Here is a 25,303-nt window from a genome sequence, read left to right on the forward strand (position 1 = left end):
CGGGCCCCATAAAAAAGCCCTGCGGGTGGCAGGGCCTGGACATTACAGAATACGGCTGATAAGTCGGTCGATACGGATACGACGTAAGCGGCGGATAAGCTTGCGAACTTTTACCGGGTAATCGGCGATGCTCTGCAGTTCGCGGTAATGATTAACCACAGTGGTATGTGTGCGAATCAGCTCGAGCTCACGCTCACGTTTTGCGGCTAACTCATGCTGCGGGTCATGGATCAGGATAGCGTTTTCCAGATCCAGTCGCCACGCGCGTGGGTTCAGGTTGTTACCGGTCAGCAGCATCCACTCATCGTCGACCCACATTCCTTTCAGATGGTATGTGTTGTCCTCATCTTTCCAGAGACGCACAACCAGCTGGTCAGTGTTTACGTAATACTGTAAACGGCTCAGGAAACGGCGCAGATTAATCTCATAGAGGTAAGGCAGCGCACCGATGATTTTGAAAGGCTGATCTTCAGGAATGAAGAAGTCGTTTGCGGTTTTATCACCAACGATGATTTCCACCTTTTTACCGTCGCGCAGCAGCTGAATGATATTACGCACTAGCACGGCAGGAAGGTTGAAGTACGGCGTACAGATAGTGAGTTTCTGCTCCGCACACGGCATCAGATGGAAGATCGTTTTGTTCAGCAGGCTTGATTTGCCGAGTCCTACCAGCGGGGTAACGGATAACTCTTCGTTGTTCGCATCGCCCTGGAAATGATAGACCGCATCACGCAGCTCCTGGCGGAAGGCGCGAACATCGTTTTTGATTTCCGGGCTTTTAGGACGCTCGGGATCGTCAAGGCGATTAACACCGCGGCCATGGACCAGATTTTTATCAACCCAGTTAAACATGATATCGGCCATCTGCGGATTACGGATCAGATGGTAGCGGTCGTAGCGATATTTATCGAGCTGATGAAGGTAAACATCATTCAGACTTGCGCCGCTGTAAAGCACGCTGTCATCAATGATGAAGCCCTTGAAATGAAGTACGCCGAGCGCTTCACGGGTATTAACCGGGACGCCATAAACAGGCACATCGACGCCAGGGTTTTCCTGCGCCGTGCGGCAATACCAGTCAGCGTTGGTGTTTGACGCGGCAGCGCCAATGCGGCCACGCTGAGCGCGATGCCAGTCGACCAGCACGCGAACATCGAGTTCCGGGCGCTGACGTTTGGCTTCATAGAGCGCGTTCAGGATCGCGCGCCCGCCTTCATCCTGTTCAAGATACAGCGCAACAATGCAAATGCGTCGCGTGGCGCTGGCAATCTTTTCCAGAAGCGTCTCCCGAAAATGAGCGGGAGCGTAAAAGAACTCTACATCATCAACTGACTGAGAAATCTTCGGTAGTTGAGCAAGGTGTTGTTGATGTTTATTACGCTTAAATTTTGACAACATCACAGTGCGTTTCTTCTCTGTTCATTGAAGGGTTGTCTGTACCATGCAAACAACATAAGCGGACAATGATACCACCAGTCCCGTCCAAAGTGGGTAACATTTCCAGTAGCTTACTCGCGTTTGTCTGCTGATGTCAGACTGAGGGACAAGGCCACAATACCTTCGTCCAGCTGAATATCAACGTCAAACCCAAGTTTTCGCGCCAGGGTCACCATACCGCGATTGTTAGGCATAGTAATGCCATTGAGGCGTAATAATCCGTGATCTCGCGTATAACTGATGAGTTTTTCCAGCAGCCGTCTTCCCAGACCCAGGCCTTTAAGATCGGAGCGCACCAGCACCGCAAACTCCGCATCGACGTTATCCGGGTCAGAAATAGCACGCGTGACGCCGAGGATCTCATCCCCCTTATCGGAGCGACGAACGGCAACAAACGCCATTTCTCGATCGTAGTCGATCTGGGTCATATTGGCTAAATCATCGTGGGTAAATTCGTTGATTTCGCTAAAATAGCGATAATAAAGATCCTCTTTCGTGACCTGAGAGATAAAGGCTCGCAGCTGGGGCTCATCTTCCGGCAGAATAGGGCGGAACAAGGCGCGTTCCCCATTCTTCATCTCAACCCACTCCTCCAGCTGCAGGGGATACGGGCGGATTGCCAGACGGCTCTCTCTGTCTCCTTCGAAGGGTGCGATATCCAGGGTCACGTCCAGCGCCGTAAACTCATTGCCGGAGGCGAGCAGCGGATGAATGTCCAGCCGCTGGATCTCGGCACAGTCCACAATCAGGTTAGAAACCTGCACCAGGAACTGGCTTAACCCGGCAATATCAAGCGGACGCAGCGCGCTCCGGCCACGGATCTTTTTACTTTTAATCGCCTGGATGATCAGATAACGCGCCAGGTTCATGTTCAGCGGCGGTAAAGCGACCACGGCCTGCTCCTCCGGGCGCCACTCAACGCCGCCCTCTCCCAGCATAATGAGCGGGCCGAAGACGGGATCGTGTTCGACCACTACCCGTAATTCCTGAGCCCCAGCGCGGTTGGCCATGCTTTGCACCAGCAATCCGTGGATCCTTGCCTGCGGCCAGGCCATTTTGACCCGGTCGAAAATGGCATCAGCTGCCTGCTGCACCTCACTCGCCGTACGCAGGTATAACATAACCCCCTGAACATCAGACTTATGCGGGATATCCGGGGAGCGCAGCTTCAGGGCAACCGGATAGCCAATTTGCTCGGCAATATGCACGGCCTCAGCGCTGTCGCTGGCGATCCAGGTCGGCAGGGTTTGCATCCCGTAGCTGCCCAGAATGGGCTGGACCTCATGCGTATCAAGCGACGTCGCGCCTTCTTCGATGGCCTGCTGCAACAGCCGATGAACGTCGACGGTGTTCGCCGTCAGATTTCCGGGCAAAGCCGGCGTCTCACGCAGCTGTTTCTGGTTGCGGCGATATTCCACCATATGCATGAACGCGGTGATGGTGCCTTCCGGCGTGCGGTAGGTCGGCAGCCCGGCCTCGCTGAACAAGCGCCGCGCCTCCTGAGAAGAAAATTCACCGCACCAGTTGGTAAGCAGGGTGACATATTTGCCTCGCGGATGGTTGCACACGGCGTCAATGAGCGCCCGCGCGCTTTCGCTGCCCGGTGCGACCGCGCTGGGAGAGTGGATAATCATCAGCGCATCAAAATCCTGGCTATCCAGCAAAATGGAGATTGCCCTGGTATAGCGGTCACTGCTGGCGTCATCGCGCAAATCAAGCGGATTGCCGGGCGTCACGCTGCTTGGAAGCGCTTCTTTCAGGCGCTGCAGCGTCTCTTCATTCAGCGTAGCCAGCTTGCCGAAGCGCCGCCAAAGCTCATCCAGCGCGAGCGCGGCAGGGGCTGCACCGTTACTAACAATCATCAACTTCTCGCCGCGCAGCGGACGCATATGGCTTAACGTCTCAACGGCGGAAAAAAGCTCGTGCGTATCCTGTACCCGCAGCAACCCCGCGCGCTGGATGGCGGCGTCCCAGGCGGGATCCATGCCGGAATGCGAATGCAGCAGACGCTGCGCCGCAGGGCTTCGTCCGCTTTTGATCACCAGGATCGGCTTATTGCGCGAAGCGCTTCGCGAAGCCGAGACAAAACGCCGGGCGTCGCTGAGGTGCTCAAGATAAAGCAGGATCGCACTGGTTTTGCCGTCACGCGCCAGAAAATCCAGTAGCTCATCAACATCGATATCCAGGCTGTCGCCCAGGGCAATGAAGTAGGAGAATCCCATTTCACGCTGCTGCGCCCAGTCGAGGATGGTGTTCGATACCGCAGCCGACTGCGAAATAAACGCGAGTTTGCCTTTGCGGATCGGAACCGGGGAGAAACTGGCATTCAGCCCCTGCCAGGGGGCGAGCAGGCCCAGGCTGTTTGGCCCAAGAATGCGCATTTGATAGCGGCTGGCGCAGGCCAGAAGCTCGGCTTTCTGTTCAGGGGGAGACGAGAGAATAATGCAGGTTTTACACCCCTTCTTGCCGAGTGATTCCAGCAGTTCCAGGTTACGCTTCGCGTTTGTACAGAGTACGGCAAGATCCGGCACGAAAGGCAGGCTTTGTACGTCAGGCCATGCAAGCACCCCCTGAACGGCCTTATAAGCCGGCGTGACGGGCATGACGGGGCCATTAAATCCCCCGGCCAGCAGGTTGCGCATCATCAGATAGCCAGCACGATCCGGTTTCATTGATGCGCCGATGACGGCAATGGATTTAGGACGAAGTAGCGCTTCTAACCCTCGCTGGCTCATGCAGGCCTCCTGTGAATGCAAGCGACCTGATGATTTTAAACGCTTTCTGGCTCGAGTGCTGTGACGCTGCCCTTATGAACGGTTTTTCCCGCCAGATAGCGCTCCCGGAAGCATGAGAAATGGTTGCCCAGGGCACCAGCTGCGGCGGTATCTCCCGCTAAATCCAGAAGCGCAATGGCTACTTCGGCGGTGCAGTATTGCCCGTCAGCATGTGCTTCACGCAGGCGGTAGGCGGAGACGCGGGAAAGATCGACAGAAATCACCGGCAGCGCGTCGAGATAGGGGCTTTTGCGAAACATTTTTCGCGCTTCGGTCCAGGTGCCGTCCAGCATAATAAACAGCGGTGGTTTACCGGATGGCGGCACTGAAAGCACCTGGCGATCCACGCGTGCATATGACGCGGGGAAAACGACCATCGGCTGATAGTCCTTGCTTGCCACTAAGTCGAGCAGGGCCTGAGGTGGCTCCGTACGGGACCACTGAAACGCGGCGGTATCCGGCAGAATATCGGCGATAAGACGCCCCGTATTGCTGGGTTTCATCGGCTCGGTATCGAACATGACCAGACAAAAACGGCTCTCCGCCGTACTCGGAGCCAGCGTCTCGCACAGACAAACCTTCAGCGGCAGCAGGCAGCGCTGACAGCGGCGAATACGGTTGCCTCGGGCGAGGAACGGTCGGGTGGCGCGCGCAAGGCGTTCGGCGCGTAATTTAAGGACAGCGTTATCAGTCATGGGCGAAATGCAGGAAAAACACTATTTTCGCAGAGGCGGGAGCGGGGCACAAGGTGTGCCCCGTGAATGTTACAGCGACTCGTTTAACCAGCTTTCAAAAGGCGCTTTTGGAACCGCACCGTTGAGCATATCGATCACTTCACCATTTTTGAAAATCATAATGGTCGGGATGCTGCGAATACGAAAACGCGCGCTCAGTTCGGGTTCGGCTTCGGTATTGACCTTAACGAACCGCATTTTTCCGCTGCGCTCTTCGGCCACATCTTCGAAGATCGGCGCGAAGCTACGGCATGGACCGCACCATGGCGCCCAGAAATCGATCACGACAGGAAGATCGTCCTTGAGGAGTTTGTCCAGCGTAGCACCCGTCGCGTTAATGACATCGCCATCAAATAATTCATGGCCACAACGTCCGCATTTCGCACCATCTTCCATCCGATCGTCCGGAATGCGATTAAGAGCCTGACAGTTGGCACATACGGTATTCATAACTAACCTCTGATAGAGCCGCGGGACAGCGGCGGAACGCCGATAATGTTTCTAATATGTTACATATTATCAATGAGCCTGTTTGAAACAACAATGCGTTTTATTCAATGAGAACAATAGTCACAGGCTTTTGTACGAAATTATGGCTATGCGCTGGCACATCGGGTAATCTGCGCGCTTCGCGCAGCGCTGGTGGAGAAAAGCATGAACGACGAAATGAAAAACAAAAGCGGCAAGGTCAAAGTGATGTATGTCCGCAGTGATGATGACTCTGATAAACGCACCCAAAATCCGCGTACCGGAAAAGGTGGCGGGCGTCCGGCGTCTTCTCGTGCAGACGGTGGCCGTCGCCCCGCCCGCGATGACAGAAATAACCGCGGTGATGACCGCAAACGTGACGATCGCAAACGCGATGACCGTCCGCGTTCCGACCGCCCACGCAGTGAACGTCCACGCGACGATCGTCCGCGTGATGACTTCTCACGCGATAATGCCTCCCCGTGGCGCACCGTTTCTCGCGCCCCTGGCGATGAGACGCCGGAAAAAGCCGATCACGGCGGTATCAGCGGTAAAAGCTTTATCGATCCGGAAGTGCTGCGCCGTCAGCGTGCAGAAGAGACCCGCGTGTATGGCGAGAACGCCTGCCAGGCGCTGTTCCAGAGCCGTCCTGAGTGTATCGTCCGCGCCTGGTTCATCCAGAGCGTGACCCCGCGCTTCAAAGAAGCGCTGCGCTGGATGGCCGCGAACCGCAAAGCCTACCACGTCGTGGATGATGCCGAGCTGACCAAAGCGTCCGGTACTGAACACCACGGCGGCGTCTGCTTCCTGATCAAAAAACGTAACGGCACGACCGTGCAGCAGTGGGTCAGCCAGGCAGATGCCGATGACTGCGTGCTGGCGCTGGAAGACGTGGGTAACCCGCACAACCTGGGCGCAATGATGCGCAGCTGCGCGCACTTTGGCGTGAAAGGCGTGCTGTTGCAGGATGCCGCGCTGCTGGAATCCGGCGCCGCGATCCGTACTGCGGAAGGCGGAGCCGAGCACGTACAGCCGATCACCGGCGACAGCGTTCTGGACGCCCTTGAGCAGTTCCGCAAAGCGGGCTACTCCATCGTGACCACCTCGAGCCATGCCGGTACGCCGCTGTTTAAAGCGACGCTGCCGCGTAAAATGGTTCTGGTGCTGGGTCAGGAGCGCGATGGTCTGTCTGACGCGGCGCTCTCCAGTGCGGATCTGAGCGTCTCTATCGACGGAACAGGCAATGTGGAAAGTCTGAACGTATCCGTTGCGACCGGCGTACTGCTGGCCGAGTGGTGGCGTCAGAACAAGGCATAAGCCTCTTAATGTGCCGGGCCTGACCCGGCACATTCAAATCCTACTCGCTCTCTGCCGGTAATACAGGCATCCAGTCAATTGGCGTTTCGCCACGTTTTTCCAGCCATTCATTCGCCAGAACAAAATGATTACTGCCAAAGAAACCGCGATGCGCAGACAGCGGTGACGGGTGCGGTGCTTTCAACACGTGATGACGCTGACGATCGATAATCGCCCCTTTCTTCTGCGCGTGAGAACCCCAGAGTAAAAACACGACCCCTTCACGATGCTCGTTGATAAGGCTGATGACTTTATCGGTAAAGGTCTCCCACCCAAGGCTGGCGTGCGAGTGCGCCTGGCCCGCCCGTACGGTAAGCACCGTATTCAGTAACAGCACGCCCTGGCGCGCCCAGCTTTCCAGGTAGCCGTGGTTTGGCCGGGTAAACCCGGGCACGGTTCCCTCAAGCTCTTTATACATGTTGAGCAGAGAAGGAGGGATAGCCACGCCCGGACGGACGGAAAACGCCAGCCCATGCGCCTGCCCTGGGCCGTGATAGGGATCCTGGCCCAAAATCACCACTTTCACATCGCTCAGTTCGGTGTAGCGAAAGGCGTTGAACACATCTTTCTGCGGCGGGTAAATCGTCTGTCCGGACTGACGCTCAGCGGCAACGGTGCTGAGCGTATTGATAAAATAAGGCTGCTGCTTTTCTTCTGCCAGCACGTCATGCCAGGTTAAAGGTGTTGTCATCTCGCTCTCCTGCGAATCTCAATCTGCGACTAGCTTACCTGTTTAACCCCGGTGAGCAAAATTACGCGCTGAAAAGTGCGCTAAGTGGCTAAATTTATTTTGAAAAGATGCAGGGCGAGTTGAATTGGTAAGGCTGCGAAATTGATCTAAAACAATAAACTCAAACCACACTCTTTATGTGGTTGGTGTTTTTGTTGATTTAAATCAATAAATCACCGGGGTGTGAATGATATATATACACACAAGAAACAATGGTTTTACCAATTGGCCGCGAGAGGCCGACATCAGTTAATGTAGCCTAGGGAGGCAACACATGATTACAGGTATCCAGATTACTAAAGCTGCAAATGACGATCTGCTCAATTCTTTCTGGCTGCTGGACAGCGAGAAAAACGAAGCGCGCTGTGTCGTTGCGAAAGCGGGTTTTGCTGAAGATGAAATCGTGCCGGTGAGCAAACTGGGCGAAATCGAGTACCGTGAAATTCCAATGGAAGTGAAACCGGAAGTGCGCGTGGAAGGTGGTCAGCACCTGAACGTAAATGTACTGCGCCGCGAAACGCTGATGGACGCGGTTGAGCACCCTGAAAAATACCCGCAGCTGACTATCCGCGTGTCCGGCTATGCGGTTCGCTTTAACTCACTGACTCCAGAACAGCAGCGCGACGTTATTGCCCGTACCTTTACTGAAAGCCTGTAACGGCTTCAGCAGGGGGGAATAAAAAAGCCGGGGAAATCCCCGGCTTTTTTTTACTCTTCAGTTTTCGTCTCTGGCGCGGCAGAGCTTGGCTTACGGCGCTTACCAATATTTTTGGTATCGCGGTGGCGCTGCTTCACGCGCGGTTTCTCTTTTTCTTTCTCTTTTCTCTCAGCACGTTTCGCGAGCGCTTTCTTGGACGGTTTACCCGTCATCTTTTCACTCGGCGCGCGCGTGGTCGGGCGGAGTTCGTCAATAACGCGCGCTTTCAGCGGCTCATCAACATAGCGGCCAATCTTCTGCAGCAGCAGGTAGTCATGCGCTTCGACCAGTGAAATCGCAATCCCTTTGCGGCCCGCGCGGCCGGTACGGCCAATACGGTGCAGGTAGGTATCTCCGCTGCGCGGCATATCGAAGTTAATGACGTGGCTGACGTCCGGGATGTCGATCCCACGAGCGGCAACGTCAGTCGCAACCAGCACGTTAACGCGGCCGTCGGTCAGGCGCTTGATGCCTTCGGTACGCTTGATCTGCGCCATCTCGCCTTCAAGATAGCAGTTGTTGATCCCGGCGTTACGCAGCATTTCAGCCAGCTCGTGCACGCGCTCGCGCTTGCGCACAAACACGATTGTGCGCAGAGCATCTTCCTGCTTCAGCAGGTGTTTAAGCAATTCGACCTTGTGCTCGAGGTTGTCCGCGCGGTAGTACCACTGGTGGATCTTCTTACGCTCGCGGGTGGACGGCGTCGCCGAGACTTCCACCGGATCTTCCAGCAGACGCTCTGCGAAGTCTTTGATCGCTTCCCCTTCGAGGGTGGCAGAGAACAGCATCGTCTGGTTACGCCAGCGCGTTTCCCCGGCAATGTGCTCGATATCCTGTGCGAAGCCCAAGTCCAGCATACGGTCGGCTTCGTCGAGGATCAGCGTTTCAACCGCGCGGCAGTCGAAGTTCTCTTCTTTAATGTACTGCAGCAGACGGCCCGTCGTCGCAACGACGATGTCCTGGTTTTCGCTGAACACTTCGGCGTGGTTCATATACGCAACGCCGCCGGTGATGGTGGCGATATCCAGATGAGTATTTGCCGCGAGTTCACGCGCGTGATCGGCAACCTGCATTGCCAGTTCGCGCGTAGGCGTCAGGATTAAAATACGCGGCGGGCCAGATTTTTTACGTGGGAAGTCGAGCAGATGCTGCAACACAGGCAGCAAATAGGCTGCTGTCTTCCCCGTGCCGGTTGGCGCAGAACCGAGCACATCGCGGCCCTCAAGCGCAGGCGGAATGGCCGCTGCCTGAATGGCGGTCGGGCGTGTAAAGCCTTTGCTCTCAAGTGCATTGAGCAGGCTTTCATCGAGTTCAAGTTCGGAAAAAGTCGTTACAGTCATGTTCTACCTCTGTGTGGGGCGCTGATTATAGACGTTACGGCTGTAATCTTCATCTGTTTGTATGGATATCGCTTTTCGGCCACTTCGCTTTCCCCTATGCTACTCCAGTTTCAGTTAGAAGGTTGCCCTGACATGTCTCAACTCAAAGCGCAGCTGCGCCGCGATGGTTTTACGTTTAAACAATTTTTTGTCGCCCACGATCGCTGTGCCATGAAAGTCGGTACAGACGGTATTTTACTGGGAGCGTGGGCGCCTGTCGCAGGCGTTAAGCGTATTCTTGATATCGGTACCGGCAGCGGGCTGGTGGCGTTGATGCTGGCGCAGCGTACGGAAGAACATGTCACCATTGATGCCGTCGAGCTGGATGCGCAGGCCGCAGAGCAGGCGAGTGACAATATGGCCGAATCTCCGTGGGCGGCCCGAATGAAGGTGGAATGCGCAGATGTGCTGGCCTGGGCGCCTGAACAAACCGCTCGTTACGATCTGATCGTCAGCAACCCTCCCTACTACGAGCCCGGCGTTGAGTGCGGGACACCCGAGCGTGAACAGGCGCGTTATACCGGCTCCCTCGATCATAAAGCGCTGCTCACCAGTGCGGCAGAACTCATCTCAGAAGAAGGTTTTTTCTGTGTGGTCCTACCAGAGAGTACCGGCAACACGTTCATCGGTATCGCGCAGGAGATCGGCTGGACGTTACGTCTGCGTACCGATATTTCGGATACGGAAGGACGACTGCCGCACCGCGTGCTGCTGGCGCTCTCGCCAAAAGAGGGTGAATGCTTTAATGACCGAATGGTGATCCGTGGGCCAGACCAGCGTTATTCCGAAGATTACACTGCCCTGACCCAGGCGTTTTATCTGTTTATGTAAACCTGTGGGGCGAGTATTGACGGGCCGGACTCAGCAAGCTGATCCGGGTAGTCCAGGGTATAGTGCAGCCCGCGGCTCTCTTTACGCATCATCGCGCAGCGAACAATCAGCTCGGCAACCTGCACCAGATTGCGCAGCTCCAGCAGGTTATTGGATACGCGGAAATTGGCATAGTACTCATCAATTTCCTGCTGCAGCATGGTGATGCGGCGCAAGGCGCGTTCCAGGCGTTTCGTGGTGCGCACAATCCCCACGTAGTCCCACATAAACAGCCGTAGCTCATGCCAGTTGTGCTGGATCACGACCAGCTCGTCCGGATTATCCACGCGGCTTTCATCCCAGGCAGGCAGGTGCTCTGTCTCGCGGGCATAAGGCATGCGCTTGGTGATGTCTTCCGCTGCTGACCAGCCGTACACCAGACATTCAAGCAGCGAGTTAGAGGCCATACGGTTCGCGCCGTGAAGTCCGGTATAGCTGACCTCACCGATAGCATACAGACCGTCCACATCGGTACGTCCATGATCGTCAACCATCACGCCACCGCAGGTATAGTGGGCCGCAGGCACAATGGGCACCGGATCGCGCGTTAAATCAATGCCAAGATTGAGCAGCTTTTCGTAAATCATCGGGAAATGCTGGCGAATGAACTCTGCTGGCTTATGGCTGATATCCAGATACATGCAGTCCACGCCAAGACGTTTCATTTCATGATCGATGGCGCGGGCAACGATATCGCGCGGGGCCAGTTCACCCCTGGCGTCAAAGTCGGGCATAAAGCGGGAGCCGTCAGGGCGCTTCAGATAAGCGCCTTCACCGCGCAGGGCTTCCGTCAGCAGGAAGTTGCGCGCCTGAGGGTGGAACAGGGCCGTTGGGTGAAACTGATTAAACTCGAGGTTCGCCACCCGGCAGCCGGCGCGCCAGGCCATCGCGATACCGTCTCCGGAGGCAATGTCCGGGTTCGTGGTGTACTGATACACCTTGGAGGCGCCGCCCGTCGCCAGCACCACAGCCTTCGCCCGGCAGGTTTCCACCTTCTCTTTATTACGATTCCAGACCCAGGCGCCCACCACGCGACGCGTGCCGGGCAGGCCAATCTTGTCGGAAATGATCAGGTCAACGGCATTACTTCGCTCGAGAACGCGAATATTAGGATGGTTCAGCGCTTTACTGACAAGCGTAGTTTCCACTTCTTTTCCGGTGGCATCCGCTGCGTGCAGGATGCGGCGGTGGCTATGGCCGCCTTCGCGTGTCAGGTGGTAGCTCTCTTCACCGTTGGGTTGAATCTGAGTGTCGAATAAGACGCCCTGGTCGATGAGCCACTGAACGCAGTGGCGGGCATTGCTGGCGACAAACTCCGCGGCGTGCGCATCAACGATCCCGGCCCCAGCAATCAGCGTATCGTCGACGTGGGATGCAATGCTGTCTGTTTCATCAAACACGGCGGCAATACCGCCCTGGGCATAAAACGTGGAACCTTCACTTATCGGTCCTTTACTTAGAACGATAACGTTTTGATGCTCGGCCAGGCGCAGCGCCAGCGAGAGACCGGCAGCGCCGCTGCCGATGATCAGTACATCACAATGAAGTTCAGGTGTTGTGTTCATGATTGTTGTTTAATTTACTAAACAGTGTTGGGGCAGAATAGCACCCGAATGCGATATATCGCACGTTTTTTTTAGAGGCTGTTGCAATGGCTAAACGCGTAAGCGGAGGTAAACGGAGGGTAAATGAGTGAAATTATTTTGCGAAGCAGATCGTTAGCGTCAGATTTTGTGGTGAAATAAAGCCTGTGTTGCGTTACTCTTCTGGCGGGAAAAAGATGTTTCTTGTCAGAAAGTGGTGCGTATCGTGAACAGACTTATAATGAGAGAAAATGAACGGTCTGCGGCGCGATGAACAAAAACAAAGGCGTTACGGAACTTATTGAAGATCAGACACTCTAAATCGGTGCTTGCTCAAAGTGCGGTATTTTAGAGTGGCGTTTCGATAACGCGTGGAATTTAGGTTTGGGGAGACATTACCTCGGATGAGCGAGCAGTTAACGGACCAGGTCCTGGTTGAACGGGTCCAGAAGGGAGATCAGAAAGCCTTTAACCTACTGGTGGTGCGCTACCAGCATAAGGTGGCGAGCCTGGTTTCCCGCTATGTACCGTCAGGCGATGTGCCTGATGTGGTGCAAGAGTCTTTTATTAAGGCCTATCGCGCGCTGGATTCTTTCCGGGGAGATAGTGCTTTTTATACCTGGCTGTACCGTATTGCGGTCAATACGGCAAAGAATTATCTGGTCGCTCAGGGCCGTCGTCCGCCTTCAAGTGATGTGGACGCAATCGACGCCGAAAACTTCGAAAGTGGCGGCGCATTGAAAGAAATTTCGAACCCTGAGAACTTAATGTTGTCAGAAGAACTGAGACAAATCGTTTTTCGCACGATCGAGTCGCTCCCGGAAGATTTACGCATGGCAATTACGTTACGGGAGCTGGATGGTCTGAGCTATGAAGAGATAGCCGCTATCATGGATTGTCCGGTCGGCACGGTACGTTCACGAATTTTCCGTGCGCGAGAAGCTATTGATAATAAAGTTCAACCGCTTATCAGGCGTTGACGATAGCGGGATACTGGAAAAGGTATTAGGCATGCAGAAAGAAAAACTTTCCGCTTTAATGGATGGTGAAACGGTGGATAGTGAGCTGCTCAACGAGCTGTCTCATTCACCCGAAATGCAAGAGACCTGGGAGAGTTACCATCTCATCCGTGACACCCTTCGCGGTGACACCGGCGAGGTTCTCCATTTCGATATCTCAGCCCGCGTCATGGCGGCGATTGAGAATGAGCCTGTTCATCAGACCACTCCGCTGATTCCTGAAGCTCAACCCGCGCCTCACCAGTGGCAGAAAATGCCGTTCTGGCAAAAGGTGCGTCCGTGGGCCAGCCAGCTTACCCAAATGGGTGTGGCTGCATGCGTATCGCTTGCAGTTATTGTTGGCGTCCAGCACTATAATACTCAGTCTGAAACTAATCAGCAGCCAGAAGCGCCAGTGTTTAACACACTGCCGATGATGGGCAAAGCCAGCCCGGTAAGCCTGGGCGTACCGGCTGATGCTTCCGCCAGCGGCGGTCAGCAGCAGCAGGTTCAGGAGCAGCGCCGTCGCATTAATGCGATGTTGCAGGATTACGAGTTGCAGCGTCGTCTGCACTCTGAACAGCTTCAGTTTGAGCAGGCCCAGACACAGCAAGCTGCTGTGCAGGTGCCCGGAAACCAAACTTTAGGAACGCAATCGCAGTAATGAAGCAACTTTGGTTCGCCATGTCTCTGATGGCGGGTAGCCTGTTCTTCTCTGCCAACGCCTCGGCTGATGTTTCATCCGGGGCGTTGTTGCAGCAAATGAATCTGGCCAGCCAGTCACTCAATTACGAGTTGGCATTTATCAGCATTAATAAGCAGGGCGTAGAGTCGTTACGCTATCGTCATGCCCGTCTTGATAATCAGCCGCTCTCCCAGCTTTTACAGATGGATGGCCCGCGTCGGGAAGTTGTCCAGCGTGGTAACGAAATCAGCTATTTCGAGCCAGGCCTGGAGCCTTTCACGCTGAATGGCGACTATATTGTTGATTCTCTGCCGTCACTCATTTACACCGACTTCAAACGGCTTGCCCCTTACTACGATTTTATTTCGGTAGGGCGTACCCGTATCGCGGACAGACTGTGCGAGGTGATTCGCGTTGTTGCCCGGGACGGAACGCGCTACAGCTATATCGTCTGGATTGACGCCGAAACCAAACTCCCCATGCGTGTTGACCTCCTCGACCGTGACGGTGAAACGCTGGAACAGTTCCGGGTTATCTCCTTCAGCGTGAACAATCAGGTTGGTAACAGCATGCAGAACCTGGCTAAGGCCAGCCTGCCGCCGCTGCTTTCTGTACCTGCCGGGGATACCGTTAATTTCAACTGGGTACCTGCCTGGATCCCGCAAGGATTTAGCGAAGTATCCAGCAGCCGTCGCCAGCTGCCAACGATTGAAACGCCGGTGGAATCGCGCCTCTATTCCGACGGCTTGTTCAGCTTCTCGGTGAATATCAATCGCGCAACGGCAAACAGCGCCGAACAAATGCTGCGTACCGGACGCCGTACGGTGAGTACAACGGTCCGCGATAACGCAGAGATCACCATTGTGGGAGAACTTCCTCCGCAAACGGCGAAGCGCATCTCCGACAGCATTAAATTCAGGGCCGCACAATGATCAAAGAGTGGGCGACGGTTGTCTCGTGGCAGAACGGCATTGCGCTGGTGAGCTGCGATGTAAAAGCCTCATGTAATAGCTGCGCATCCCGCGCCGGCTGCGGCAGCCGCGTGCTGAATAAGCTCGGGCCGCAAACATCACACACGATTTCTGTGCCAAGCGAACAGCCGCTGATGGCGGGGCAAAAGGTAGAGCTGGGCATCGCGGAAGGCAGTCTGCTCAGTTCCGCCATGCTGGTGTACCTCTCTCCTCTGGTCGGGCTGTTTATTATGGGCGGCCTGTTTCAGATGCTGTTTGGTACCGATGTGGCCGCCATGTGCGGTGCCGCATTGGGTGGCGTAGGGGGATTCTGGCTTGCCAAAGGTCTCTCCCCGACGCTCGCCGCGCGCGAGGAGTGGCAGCCTGTCATTCTCAGCGTTGGGCTGGCACCAGATCAGCTTCGTGTTGAAACGCTCTCTTCTGAGGCCCGGTGATCCATCGGGCTTTATCATTTTTTACACCCTAAAACAGAAAACGTCCTTTCTTCACGCTATACCTGTCTCTAAGTGCATTTCCAGGTAGCGAGGATGTAGTGTAGAATGCTGCGTTTTCGCACTGAAAAACGTCAGGCTAAGAACAGCGGCCTCCAGGAATTCGTAAGGCATAATTATTTAACTATATGAAGAACATACGTAACTTTTCGATCATTGCTCACATTGACCACGGTAAGTCGACGCTGTCTGACCGTATTATCCAGATTTGCGGTGGCCTGTCTGATCGTGAAATGGAAGCCCAGGTTCTGGACTCCATGGACCTGGAACGCGAACGCGGTATCACCATTAAAGCGCAGAGCGTTACGCTTGATTACAAAGCGGCTGATGGTGAAACCTATCAACTGAACTTTATCGACACCCCAGGCCACGTTGACTTCTCCTATGAGGTTTCACGCTCGCTCGCGGCCTGTGAAGGCGCGCTGCTGGTGGTGGATGCCGGGCAGGGCGTTGAAGCCCAGACCCTGGCAAACTGCTACACCGCGATGGAAATGGATCTCGAAGTTGTGCCGGTTCTGAACAAGATCGACCTGCCAGCCGCCGATCCTGAGCGCGTAGCGGAAGAGATTGAAGATATTGTCGGCATTGACGCGACCGACGCCGTGCGCTGCTCCGCGAAAACCGGTGTGGGCGTAACCGACGTGCTGGAACGCCTGGTACGTGACATTCCGGCCCCGGAAGGCGATCCGGATGCGCCACTCCAGGCGCTGATTATCGACTCCTGGTTCGATAACTATCTGGGCGTTGTCTCACTGGTGCGTATTAAAAACGGCACCATGCGTAAAGGCGACAAAATCAAGGTAATGAGTACCGGGCAGGTCTACAACGCCGACCGTCTGGGTATCTTCACGCCAAAACAGGTTGACCGTACCGAGCTGACGTGCGGCGAGGTAGGCTGGCTGGTCTGCGCCATTAAAGACATCCTCGGCGCGCCGGTGGGCGATACCCTGACCGGTGCGCGTAACCCGGCAGATAAAGCGCTGCCAGGCTTTAAAAAGGTGAAACCGCAGGTTTATGCGGGCCTGTTCCCGGTCAGCTCTGACGACTATGAAAACTTCCGTGACGCGCTCGGTAAGCTGAGCCTGAACGATGCTTCCCTGTTCTACGAGCCAGAAAGCTCAACGGCGCTGGGCTTCGGCTTCCGCTGTGGCTTCCTCGGTCTGCTGCACATGGAGATCATTCAGGAGCGTCTGGAACGTGAATACGATCTGGATCTGATCACCACGGCACCGACCGTAGTGTATGAAGTTGAAACCACCTCGAAAGAAGTGATCTACGTCGATAGCCCGTCCAAGCTGCCGCCGCTGAACAACATTCATGAACTGCGTGAGCCTATTGCAGAGTGTCACATGCTGCTGCCGCAGGAGTTCCTGGGTAACGTCATTACGCTGTGTATTGAGAAGCGTGGCGTGCAGACTAACATGGTTTACCACGGTAACCAGGTGGCGCTGACCTATGAAATCCCAATGGCGGAAGTGGTTCTCGACTTCTTTGACCGTCTGAAGTCCACCTCCCGTGGCTATGCGTCACTGGATTACAACTTCAAACGCTTCCAGGCCTCCAACATGGTGCGTGTGGACGTGCTGATCAACGGCGAGCGCGTGGATGCGCTGGCGCTGATCACCCACAACGACAATGCGCCATACCGTGGCCGCGAGCTGGTTGAGAAGATGAAAGAGCTGATCCCGCGTCAGCAGTTCGATATCGCGATTCAGGCGGCCATTGGCAACCACATTATCGCGCGTTCAACCGTGAAACAGCTGCGTAAAAACGTTCTGGCCAAGTGCTATGGCGGTGACGTCAGCCGTAAGAAAAAGCTGCTGCAGAAGCAGAAAGACGGTAAGAAGCGTATGAAGCAGGTCGGTAACGTCGAGCTGCCGCAGGAAGCATTCCTTGCCATCCTTCACGTTGGTAAAGACGGCAAATAACCCTAAGGAGTTGGCATGGCGAACATGTTTGCCCTGATCCTGGTCATTGCTACCCTGGTGACAGGTCTGCTGTGGTGTCTGGATAAGTTTATCTTCGCCCCAAAACGTCGTGAACGTCAGGCTGCCGCACAGGCAGCCACTGGCGATGGGATTGACGCGAAAACCCTGAAGAAGGTCGGCCCGAAACCGGGCTGGCTGGAAACGGGCGCCTCGGTATTTCCGGTGCTGGCGATTGTGCTGGTGGTACGTTCGTTTATTTACGAGCCGTTCCAAATCCCATCAGGTTCAATGATGCCAACGCTGCTGATTGGTGATTTTATTCTGGTAGAGAAGTTTGCCTACGGCATTAAAGATCCTATCTACCAGAAAACGCTGATCGAAACCGGTCATCCGAAACGTGGCGACATCGTGGTGTTCAAATATCCGGAAGATCCGCGCCTGGACTACATCAAGCGTGCGGTAGGCCTGCCGGGTGATAAAGTCACTTACGATCCGGTAGCGAAAGAAGTCACCGTTCAGCCGGGCTGCAGCTCCGGTACCGCATGTGAAAACGCGCTGCCAATCACCTACTCAAACGTTGAGCCAAGTGATTTTGTGCAGACCTTCGCCCGTCGTAATGGCGGCGAAGCGACCAGCGGATTCTTCCAGGTACCGAAAGGTGAAACCAAAGAGGACGGCATCCGTCTGGTAGAGCGCAAAGAGACGCTGGGCGATGTGACGCACCGTATCCTCACCGTGCCAATCGCGCAGGATCAGCTGGGTATGTACTATCGCCAGCCGGGCCAGCAGCTGGCGAGCTGGATTGTACCGCCAGGACATTACTTCATGATGGGTGACAACCGGGATAACTCTGCGGACAGCCGTTACTGGGGCTTTGTGCCGGAAGCGAATCTGGTGGGTAAAGCTACCGCCATCTGGATGAGTTTTGAGAAGCAGGAAGGCGAATGGCCGACCGGTGTACGCCTGAATCGTATCGGCGGAATCCATTAATTCTCAATAAATGAACGCGTAGCCGCTTTAATTAGCGGCTACGTGAATTATTTCCACGATAAATCTCTTCGAACTAACGACATCCCCTGTCGTTGTGTATAGAATATTCCCCCGAAGTTTAAGGTTGGCCCTGCAAGGGTGCCACGGCACACGAAACCGCGTTGGTCTTCTCAGGTCGGTTTCGTGTGCTGCATTTTTGACGCATTCATTTATTGGTATCGCATGAACCCCATCGTAATTAATCGGCTTCAACGGAAGCTGGGCTACACTTTTCATCATCAGGAGTTGTTGCAACAGGCATTAACCCACCGCAGTGCCAGCAGCAAACATAATGAGCGTCTCGAGTTTTTAGGCGACTCTATTTTAAGTTTCGTGATTGCGAATGCGCTTTATCACCGTTTCCCGCGTGTGGATGAAGGGGATATGAGCCGCATGCGTGCCACGCTGGTTCGGGGTAATACCCTTGCGGAAATCGCGCGCGAATTTGAGCTGGGCGAATGTCTGCGTCTTGGACCGGGTGAACTGAAAAGCGGCGGCTTCCGTCGTGAATCTATTCTTGCCGATACGGTCGAAGCATTAATTGGTGGTGTGTTCCTGGACAGCGATATCCAGACCGTAGAAAAGCTGATCCTGAACTGGTATCAGACCCGTCTGGACGAAATCAGTCCGGGCGATAAACAAAAAGATCCGAAAACGCGTCTGCAGGAATATTTGCAGGGTCGTCATCTGCCGCTGCCATCTTATCTGGTGGTGCAGGTACGTGGCGAAGCGCACGATCAGGAATTTACCATCCATTGCCAGGTCAGTGGCCTGAGTGAACCGGTGGTGGGCACAGGTTCAAGCCGTCGTAAGGCTGAACAGGCTGCCGCCGAACAGGCGTTAAAAATGCTGGAGCTGGAATGAGCGAAGAAAAAACCTATTGCGGATTTATTGCCATCGTCGGACGTCCGAACGTCGGCAAATCCACCCTGTTGAATAATCTGCTCGGGCAGAAGATTTCTATCACCTCGCGTAAGGCGCAGACCACGCGTCACCGCATCGTCGGCATCCATACTGAAGGCGCGTATCAGGCGATCTACGTCGATACCCCGGGCCTGCACATGGAAGAAAAGCGCGCCATTAACCGCCTGATGAACAAGGCGGCGAGCAGCTCGATTGGCGACGTAGAGCTGGTGATTTTCGTTGTTGAAGGTACCCGCTGGACGCCGGACGACGAGATGGTGCTGAACAAGCTGCGTGACGGCAAAACGCCGGTCATCCTCGCGGTCAACAAAGTTGATAACGTGCAGGAAAAGGCCGACCTGCTGCCGCATCTGCAGTGGCTTGGAAGCCAGATGAACTTCCTCGACATCGTTCCGCTGTCTGCTGAGACCGGCCTGAACGTTGATACCATCGCGGGCATCGTGCGTAAGCATCTGCCGGAAGCGATTCATCACTTCCCGGAAGACTACATCACCGATCGCTCTCAGCGCTTTATGGCGTCTGAAATCATCCGTGAAAAGCTGATGCGTTTCCTGGGCGCTGAGCTGCCGTACTCTGTGACGGTGGAGATCGAGCGTTTCCAGACCAACGAGCGTGGCGGCTATGACATCAACGGTTTGATCCTCGTTGAGCGCGAAGGGCAGAAGAAGATGGTGATCGGCAACAAAGGGGCCAAGATCAAAACCATCGGTATCGAAGCCCGTAAGGACATGATGGAGATGTTCGAAGCGCCGGTTCACCTCGAACTGTGGGTGAAAGTGAAATCTGGCTGGGCCGATGATGAGCGTGCTCTGCGCAGCCTCGGTTACGGCGAAGACCAGTAACTTAAGACGACGAGCATATGGATGGATGGCAGCGCGCCTTTGTCCTGCATAGTCGTCCCTGGAGCGAAACCAGCCTCATGCTGGACGTCTTCACGGAAGAGTCGGGTCGCGTGCGCCTTGTTGCGAAAGGCGCACGTTCCAAACGTTCTAATCTGAAAGGTGCCCTACAGCCTTTCACACCGCTGCTGGTACGCTTTGGTGGGCGAGGGGAGGTCAAAACCCTGCGCAGTGCCGAAGCCGTCTCCCTGGCGCTTCCTCTTTCTGGCATCACCCTCTACAGCGGTCTGTATGTCAACGAACTCATCTCACGAGTTCTTGAGCATGAGACTCGCTTCTCTGAACTTTTCTTCGATTATCTGCACTGTATCCAGGCGCTGGCTGGCGCAACCGGTACGCCTGAACCTGCCTTGCGTCGTTTTGAGCTGGCGCTGCTGGGCCACCTCGGGTACGGCGTAGATTTTCTGCACTGTGCGGGCAGCGGTGACGAAGTGGAAGACACCATGACCTACCGCTACCGCGAAGAAAAAGGCTTCATTGCCAGTATTGTGATAGACAACAGCACCTTTACCGGGCGCCAGCTCCGGGCGCTGTATGAGCGCGAGTTTCCCGATCAGGAAACCTTACGCGCAGCAAAACGCTTTACCCGGATTGCCCTCAAGCCGTATCTTGGCGGCAAGCCTTTAAAGAGCCGCGAATTATTCAGGCAGTTTGTGCCGAAACGTTAGACCACAGAATCGAAAAGAAAACCGAGGATTGTCATGGCTGAATTACTTTTAGGCGTCAACATCGACCACATCGCCACGCTGCGTAATGCGCGCGGCACGGCGTATCCCGATCCGGTTCAGGCGGCGTTTATCGCTGAGCAGGCTGGCGCCGACGGCATTACCGTTCACCTGCGTGAAGACCGTCGCCACATTACTGACCGTGACGTGCGCATTCTGCGTCAGACGCTGGACACCCGTATGAATCTGGAGATGGCGGTCACCGAAGAGATGCTGGCCATTGCCTGCGAGACCCAGCCGCATTTCTGCTGCCTGGTGCCGGAAAAACGCCAGGAAGTGACCACCGAAGGCGGTCTGGACGTGGCCGGGCAGCTCGACAAAATGCGCGATGCCTGCAAACGTCTGGCGGATGCCGGTATCCTGGTTTCTCTGTTTATCGACGCCGATTTCGCCCAGATTAAAGCGGCGGCCGACGTGGGCGCACCGTATATCGAAATTCACACCGGCTGCTATGCCGATGCCAAAAATGATGCCGAACAGGCCAAAGAGCTGGAGCGTATCGCCAAAGCGGCCACGTATGCCTCAAGCCTGGGCCTGAAGGTTAACGCCGGTCACGGCCTGACCTACCACAACGTGAAGGCCATTGCCGCCCTGCCGGAAATGCACGAGCTGAACATCGGCCACGCCATCATTGGCCGTGCGGTGATGAGCGGTCTGAAAGAGGCGGTTTCAGAAATGAAACGCCTGATGCAGGAAGCGCGTCAGTAATGGCCATTCTGGGCTTAGGTACCGATATCGTTGAAATAGCCCGCATTGAAGCGGTGATCGCCCGTAGCGGCGATCGCCTCGCAAGACGCGTGCTGAGCGATAACGAATGGGCCATCTGGGAAGCGCATCAGCAGCCGGTGCGCTTTCTGGCAAAGCGCTTTGCGGTAAAAGAGGCGGCGGCCAAAGCCTTCGGGACCGGCATTCGTAACGGCCTGGCGTTTAACCAGTTCGAAGTGTTTAACGATGAGCTCGGTAAGCCAAGCCTGCGTCTGTGGGGGGAAGCGCAAAAGCTGGCGGAAAAGCTGGGGGTGAACCACATGCACGTGACGATCGCGGATGAACGCCACTATGCCAGCGCGACGGTGATCATCGAAAGTTAAAGCTTGTCCGCGTGGTGCATCAGGACAAACTTATCCCATAGCTGCTCTTCGCTCTCGACGTGGGCCGGATCCTTCAGGATGGTATTTGGGATCGGGCACACTTTCTGACAGGTCGGCGTTTCATAGTGGCCGATGCATTCCGTGCAGCGGTCGCTGTTAATCTCATAAATGCTGTCGCCCATCGAAATCGCCTGGTTTGGGCATTCGGGCTCGCACATATCGCAATTAATGCATTTTTTGGTAATTAACAGCGCCATCAGGAAATTCTCAGAAACAACACAAACTGGGCGGGCATTATACGCGTCAAACCAGTTTCTTTACCAGTTCTTCGCTGTGACGAATGCGTTCGGGCGCGCGCTCGAGATCCTGCTGCACCAGCGCCATAAACAGCAGGTCCGTCAGCATCATCTGCGCACTGGTGGACGAGATAGCCGCGCTTCGCGTGGCCTGCTCTTCGGCAATGGTATATAAACAGCGCGTGGCCCGCTGCTGTAGGGCATTCGGCGTAAAACCGGTGATCGCCAGAATTTTACCGCCGACGCGCAGCACTTCATCGGTGGCCATATTGATTTCACGGCGCTCGCCGGAGTAGGAGATAGCCAGCAGCAGATCGTCAGGATCCATCGCCTGTACGGTCGCCAGCAGGGCGTGCATATCCTGCTCGACGATGGCGTTAAGCCCAATTTTCGTCAGCTTCCAGCCAAAGTTACGCGCTACAAGTCCGGACGCGCCGATACCGGTCAGGATGATGCGCCGCGCGCCGCGCAGCATCGCCACGCTCTCCAGCAGCTTCTCTTCCGTATTCACATCGAGCGTCGCATGCATGGCCGCCACGTTCTCTTTGATCAGCTTTTCGCCGACCAGCCGCATCGGGTCATCGCCGCGGATCTGATTATGCACCGGCATGGACTGCGGGTTGGGGTTGCTCACCAGTGCTTCACTGATCGCCAGCTTGAGGGCGGGGAACCCCTTAAAACCAATCTTCTGGGCAAATTTCACCACGCTGGACTGGCTCACGCCAGCTTCACTCGCCAGCTGCTGCGAGCTGAGATGGCGCGCGCGATCGGGTTGAGAAAGCAGAAAATCCGCCAGCTTCTTGTCGCTTTGGGCAAAGCCTGCGTAGCGCTGGCGAATGCGAATTAAACAGTTCATACGGTCTCCTGGCGAAAATGTGATTATCTGCGCAAATACGAATTTTGCTCGCCTGAATGAATTTTATATTCCATTATAGTGTGATTATTATGAATTAAAAATTCTTGAGGTACAAAAATGAATCTTGGCTCACTTGTTTCTGAAACGCGTAACCCGCAAACCATGGATCTGGATGCGCTCTCCACCCTGGAGCTGGTTAACCGCTTTAATCAACAGGATACGCTGGTCGCGCAGGCAGTGAAAGAGACATTACCCGAGGTGGCGAAAGCTGTCGACGCGGCGGCGGAAGCCCTCAAGGCCGGTGGTCGCATTATCTACATGGGGGCGGGCACCAGCGGGCGTCTTGGGGTGCTGGATGCGTCAGAATGCCCGCCAACCTTTGGGGTTCCGCATGGCCTGGTCGTCGGGTTGATTGCCGGTGGACCCGGCGCGCTGCTGAAAGCCGTTGAAGGGGCGGAAGATAACAAACAGCTGGGTGAGGATGACCTGAAGGGTCTGAATCTGACCGCGAAGGATCTGGTGGTCGGGCTGGCTGCATCCGGGCGCACGCCGTACGTCATTGGCGGTCTGGAATACGCCAACCAGACCGGCTGCACGACGGTAGCCATCTCCTGTAATCCGGGCTCCCCGATTGCGCAGGTGGCCGCTATCGCTATCTCTCCGGTTGTCGGGCCGGAAGCGCTCACCGGCTCCACGCGCCTGAAGTCCGGGACCGCGCAAAAGCTGGTGCTCAATATGATCTCCACCGGCGCGATGGTGAAGTTCGGCAAGGTGTATCAGAACCTGATGGTGGATATGCAGGCCACCAACGTCAAGCTGGTGGACAGAGCCTGCCGCATGGTGATGGAGGCGACAGGCGCAGGCCGTGAAGAGGCGGAAGCGGTACTCAAGCAGACCGATCACGATGTTAAACCGGCCATTTTGATGATCTTAAGCGGGCTGGATGCGGCGACCGCGAGAGCCAAACTCGCTGCGCATAACGGCTTCTTACGGGCGGCATTAGAAAACTAACAGAGGCGTCTATGGACAAAACAGCAGCGCTCGCCAGCGATATCCTGCAGGGGATTGGTGGGGAAGATAATATTCAGCGTCTCGAAAACTGCATGACGCGCGTGCGCGTCGAGGTGCATAACGACGACCAGCTTGACGTGCCGCGCCTGAAGCAACTCTCCGGCGTCAGCGGCTACGTGAAGCAAGGGAGGCAGCATCAGCTGATCGTCGGGCCCGGGAAAGCGGCGCAGGTTGTTGATGCCATGCGCGCGCTGATGGGCGTTAGTGCGAGCGTGTCGATTGACGATGCGGAACGCACCAAAGCGCAGGCAAAGGCCAAATACAAAGCCCCCATGAGCGATGCGCTGCGTCAGCTGGCAAACGTCTTCATTCCGCTGATCCCGGCGTTTATTGCCTCAGGCCTGATCACCGGGATCATCAACATCCTCAAGCGACCGGATATTGTGGGGGATTTCGCCACGCAGTATCCGAACCTGCTGGGGATTCTCGGGATCTTCGGCAGCGCTGTTTTCGCCATCATGAACATTCTGGTCGGGGTGAATACCGCGAAGGTGTTTGGCGGGTCGCTGGCCATGGGCGGGGTAATGGCGGGTATCTTGTCCAGCCCACAGCTGGCGCAGATCACGCTGTTTGGCGAGGCGCTCCAGCCCGGGCGCGGCGGGGTGATCGCCGTGCTGCTGGTGGTCATCCTGATGTGCTGGATCGAGAAAAGGCTGCGCGCGATCCTGCCTGGCTCGATCGAGCTGATCCTCAACCCGCTGTTGACCACGCTGATTACCGGTAGCGTAGCGATTGTGGCCCTTCAGCCGCTAGGCGGATGGATCTCAGAAGCCATCGCTCACGGTGCGTCTCTGGCGATTGACCGCGGCGGCCTGGTAGTGGGAGCGGTGCTGTCTGGTACCTTCCTGCCGCTGGTGCTGACCGGTCTGCACCAGGGGCTGGTGCCGATCCACGTCGAGCTGGTGCAGTCGCACGGCTATAACGCGCTGCTGCCTATCCTGTCGATGGCGGGGGTGGGGCAGGTCGGCGCGGCGATTGCCGTACTGATGAAAACCCGCAACGCGCGTCTGAAAAAAATGATTAAAGGCGCACTCCCGGTCGGACTGCTCGGCATCGGCGAGCCGCTGATTTTCGGCGTCACGCTGCCGCTGGGTAAACCGTTCCTCGCGGCGTGTCTGGGCGGTGCGGTAGGTGGGGCGCTGATCAGCTACTGGAAAGTCGCCACCGTGATCACCTTTGGGCTTTCCGGTTTACCGCTGGCATTAACTATCGTGACCGGAAAAGTGATGCTCTATCTGTTAGGCTATTTAGTAGCGGTGATGGCCGGGTTCCTGTTTACCTGGCTGTTAGGTTTCAACGACCCAGAGGAGTAAG

26 protein-coding genes are annotated in these 25,303 nt (G+C 55.6%); 17 read left to right on the forward strand and 9 right to left on the reverse strand.

What is annotated here, in order from left to right:
• Positions 1-42 precede the first annotated feature (42 nt).
• The 4 genes from pssA to trxC all read right to left on the reverse strand — a co-directional run bounded on the left by pssA (position 43) and on the right by trxC (position 5,395).
• Complete coding sequence (gene pssA, locus V4835_RS06215) at positions 43-1,398, reverse strand: CDP-diacylglycerol--serine O-phosphatidyltransferase (RefSeq protein ID WP_023333068.1); 1,356 nt, start codon at positions 1,396-1,398, stop codon at positions 43-45.
• A 110-nt stretch (positions 1,399-1,508) separates the two neighbouring features.
• Positions 1,509-4,172, reverse strand: a complete 2,664-nt coding sequence (locus V4835_RS06225) for a bifunctional acetate--CoA ligase family protein/GNAT family N-acetyltransferase (protein WP_331411544.1) — start codon at positions 4,170-4,172, stop codon at positions 1,509-1,511.
• Between the two features lie 35 nt (positions 4,173-4,207).
• Complete coding sequence (locus tag V4835_RS06230; protein ID WP_331411545.1) at positions 4,208-4,906, reverse strand: tRNA-uridine aminocarboxypropyltransferase; 699 nt, start codon at positions 4,904-4,906, stop codon at positions 4,208-4,210.
• A 69-nt stretch (positions 4,907-4,975) separates the two neighbouring features.
• Positions 4,976-5,395, reverse strand: coding sequence for a thioredoxin TrxC (gene trxC, locus V4835_RS06235; RefSeq protein WP_023308858.1), 420 nt, complete (start codon positions 5,393-5,395; stop codon positions 4,976-4,978).
• 204 nt (positions 5,396-5,599) lie between these two features.
• Between trxC and V4835_RS06240 the strand changes: the two genes are divergently transcribed.
• Complete coding sequence (locus V4835_RS06240) at positions 5,600-6,730, forward strand: tRNA/rRNA methyltransferase (RefSeq protein ID WP_331411547.1); 1,131 nt, start codon at positions 5,600-5,602, stop codon at positions 6,728-6,730.
• A gap of 40 nt (positions 6,731-6,770) precedes the next feature.
• Here V4835_RS06240 and ung read toward each other — a convergent pair whose 3' ends face one another.
• Complete coding sequence (gene ung, locus V4835_RS06245; RefSeq protein WP_023333064.1) at positions 6,771-7,460, reverse strand: uracil-DNA glycosylase; 690 nt, start codon at positions 7,458-7,460, stop codon at positions 6,771-6,773.
• Between the two features lie 313 nt (positions 7,461-7,773).
• On the opposite strand from ung, the gene grcA reads away from it, so the two are divergent.
• A complete protein-coding gene (grcA, locus tag V4835_RS06250; RefSeq protein WP_008502190.1) occupies positions 7,774-8,157 on the forward strand; it encodes an autonomous glycyl radical cofactor GrcA in 384 nt (127 codons plus the stop codon).
• A gap of 50 nt (positions 8,158-8,207) precedes the next feature.
• On the opposite strand, the gene srmB is transcribed toward grcA, so the two are convergent.
• Positions 8,208-9,536: an ATP-dependent RNA helicase SrmB gene (srmB, locus tag V4835_RS06255; RefSeq protein WP_331411550.1), complete on the reverse strand. Its 1,329-nt coding sequence runs from the start codon at positions 9,534-9,536 to the stop codon at positions 8,208-8,210.
• Between the two features lie 132 nt (positions 9,537-9,668).
• Between srmB and trmN the strand changes: the two genes are divergently transcribed.
• Positions 9,669-10,406, forward strand: a complete 738-nt coding sequence (gene trmN / locus V4835_RS06260) for a tRNA(1)(Val) (adenine(37)-N(6))-methyltransferase TrmN (RefSeq protein WP_023344703.1) — start codon at positions 9,669-9,671, stop codon at positions 10,404-10,406.
• On the opposite strand, the gene nadB is transcribed toward trmN, so the two are convergent.
• Entirely contained in the window at positions 10,391-12,010 is a 1,620-nt protein-coding gene (nadB, locus tag V4835_RS06265; RefSeq protein WP_331411552.1) for an L-aspartate oxidase, read from the reverse strand. The genes trmN and nadB overlap by 16 nt on opposite strands.
• Before the next feature lie 363 nt (positions 12,011-12,373).
• Between nadB and rseD the strand changes: the two genes are divergently transcribed.
• The 12 genes from rseD to acpS all read left to right on the forward strand — a co-directional run bounded on the left by rseD (position 12,374) and on the right by acpS (position 21,766).
• Positions 12,374-12,436, forward strand: a complete 63-nt coding sequence (gene rseD, locus V4835_RS06270) for a rpoE leader peptide RseD (protein WP_229255512.1) — start codon at positions 12,374-12,376, stop codon at positions 12,434-12,436.
• The gene (gene rpoE / locus V4835_RS06275; RefSeq protein ID WP_006176728.1) at positions 12,433-13,008 is read left to right on the forward strand and encodes an RNA polymerase sigma factor RpoE; all 576 of its coding nucleotides are present in this window, start codon (positions 12,433-12,435) and stop codon (positions 13,006-13,008) included. The genes rseD and rpoE overlap by 4 nt, the downstream gene beginning before the upstream one ends.
• Before the next feature lie 31 nt (positions 13,009-13,039).
• A complete protein-coding gene (gene rseA / locus V4835_RS06280; RefSeq protein ID WP_008502186.1) occupies positions 13,040-13,690 on the forward strand; it encodes an anti-sigma-E factor RseA in 651 nt (216 codons plus the stop codon).
• The gene (gene rseB / locus V4835_RS06285; protein WP_063143396.1) at positions 13,690-14,643 is read left to right on the forward strand and encodes a sigma-E factor regulatory protein RseB; all 954 of its coding nucleotides are present in this window, start codon (positions 13,690-13,692) and stop codon (positions 14,641-14,643) included. Before rseA ends, rseB begins: the two co-directional genes overlap by 1 nt.
• Complete coding sequence (gene rseC / locus V4835_RS06290) at positions 14,640-15,116, forward strand: SoxR-reducing system protein RseC (protein WP_023308850.1); 477 nt, start codon at positions 14,640-14,642, stop codon at positions 15,114-15,116. The genes rseB and rseC overlap by 4 nt, the downstream gene beginning before the upstream one ends.
• A gap of 185 nt (positions 15,117-15,301) precedes the next feature.
• Complete coding sequence (gene lepA, locus V4835_RS06295) at positions 15,302-17,101, forward strand: translation elongation factor 4 (RefSeq protein ID WP_063143397.1); 1,800 nt, start codon at positions 15,302-15,304, stop codon at positions 17,099-17,101.
• A gap of 15 nt (positions 17,102-17,116) precedes the next feature.
• Positions 17,117-18,091 (forward strand): signal peptidase I, encoded by a 975-nt coding sequence (gene lepB / locus V4835_RS06300; RefSeq protein ID WP_023308848.1) that lies wholly within the window; start codon positions 17,117-17,119, stop codon positions 18,089-18,091.
• A gap of 222 nt (positions 18,092-18,313) precedes the next feature.
• On the forward strand, positions 18,314-18,994 hold the full coding sequence (rnc, locus tag V4835_RS06305) for a ribonuclease III (protein ID WP_003860711.1): 681 nt from the start codon (positions 18,314-18,316) through the stop codon (positions 18,992-18,994).
• Positions 18,991-19,896, forward strand: a complete 906-nt coding sequence (era, locus tag V4835_RS06310; RefSeq protein ID WP_006176722.1) for a GTPase Era — start codon at positions 18,991-18,993, stop codon at positions 19,894-19,896. Before rnc ends, era begins: the two co-directional genes overlap by 4 nt.
• Positions 19,897-19,913: 17 nt before the next feature.
• Positions 19,914-20,621: a DNA repair protein RecO gene (gene recO / locus V4835_RS06315; RefSeq protein ID WP_063143398.1), complete on the forward strand. Its 708-nt coding sequence runs from the start codon at positions 19,914-19,916 to the stop codon at positions 20,619-20,621.
• 33 nt (positions 20,622-20,654) lie between these two features.
• Positions 20,655-21,386 (forward strand): pyridoxine 5'-phosphate synthase, encoded by a 732-nt coding sequence (gene pdxJ, locus V4835_RS06320; RefSeq protein ID WP_032659491.1) that lies wholly within the window; start codon positions 20,655-20,657, stop codon positions 21,384-21,386.
• On the forward strand, positions 21,386-21,766 hold the full coding sequence (acpS, locus tag V4835_RS06325; RefSeq protein WP_023294331.1) for a holo-ACP synthase: 381 nt from the start codon (positions 21,386-21,388) through the stop codon (positions 21,764-21,766). The genes pdxJ and acpS overlap by 1 nt, the downstream gene beginning before the upstream one ends.
• Here acpS and V4835_RS06330 read toward each other — a convergent pair.
• Together V4835_RS06330 and V4835_RS06335 are read right to left on the reverse strand one after the other, a co-directional pair.
• Positions 21,763-22,023, reverse strand: coding sequence for a YfhL family 4Fe-4S dicluster ferredoxin (locus tag V4835_RS06330; RefSeq protein WP_008502177.1), 261 nt, complete (start codon positions 22,021-22,023; stop codon positions 21,763-21,765). The genes acpS and V4835_RS06330 overlap by 4 nt on opposite strands.
• Before the next feature lie 46 nt (positions 22,024-22,069).
• On the reverse strand, positions 22,070-22,918 hold the full coding sequence (locus tag V4835_RS06335) for a MurR/RpiR family transcriptional regulator (protein ID WP_136195575.1): 849 nt from the start codon (positions 22,916-22,918) through the stop codon (positions 22,070-22,072).
• Between the two features lie 117 nt (positions 22,919-23,035).
• On the opposite strand from V4835_RS06335, the gene murQ reads away from it, so the two are divergent.
• Positions 23,036-23,929 (forward strand): N-acetylmuramic acid 6-phosphate etherase, encoded by an 894-nt coding sequence (gene murQ, locus V4835_RS06340; RefSeq protein ID WP_032659486.1) that lies wholly within the window; start codon positions 23,036-23,038, stop codon positions 23,927-23,929.
• A gap of 11 nt (positions 23,930-23,940) precedes the next feature.
• Complete coding sequence (locus tag V4835_RS06345; RefSeq protein WP_331411554.1) at positions 23,941-25,302, forward strand: PTS transporter subunit EIIC; 1,362 nt, start codon at positions 23,941-23,943, stop codon at positions 25,300-25,302.
• The last annotated feature ends 1 nt before the right edge of the window (position 25,303 follow it).

It is taken from the genome of Enterobacter cloacae complex sp. CARB60 (assembly GCF_036487345.1).
Lineage (GTDB): Bacteria > Pseudomonadota > Gammaproteobacteria > Enterobacterales > Enterobacteriaceae > Enterobacter > Enterobacter asburiae_D.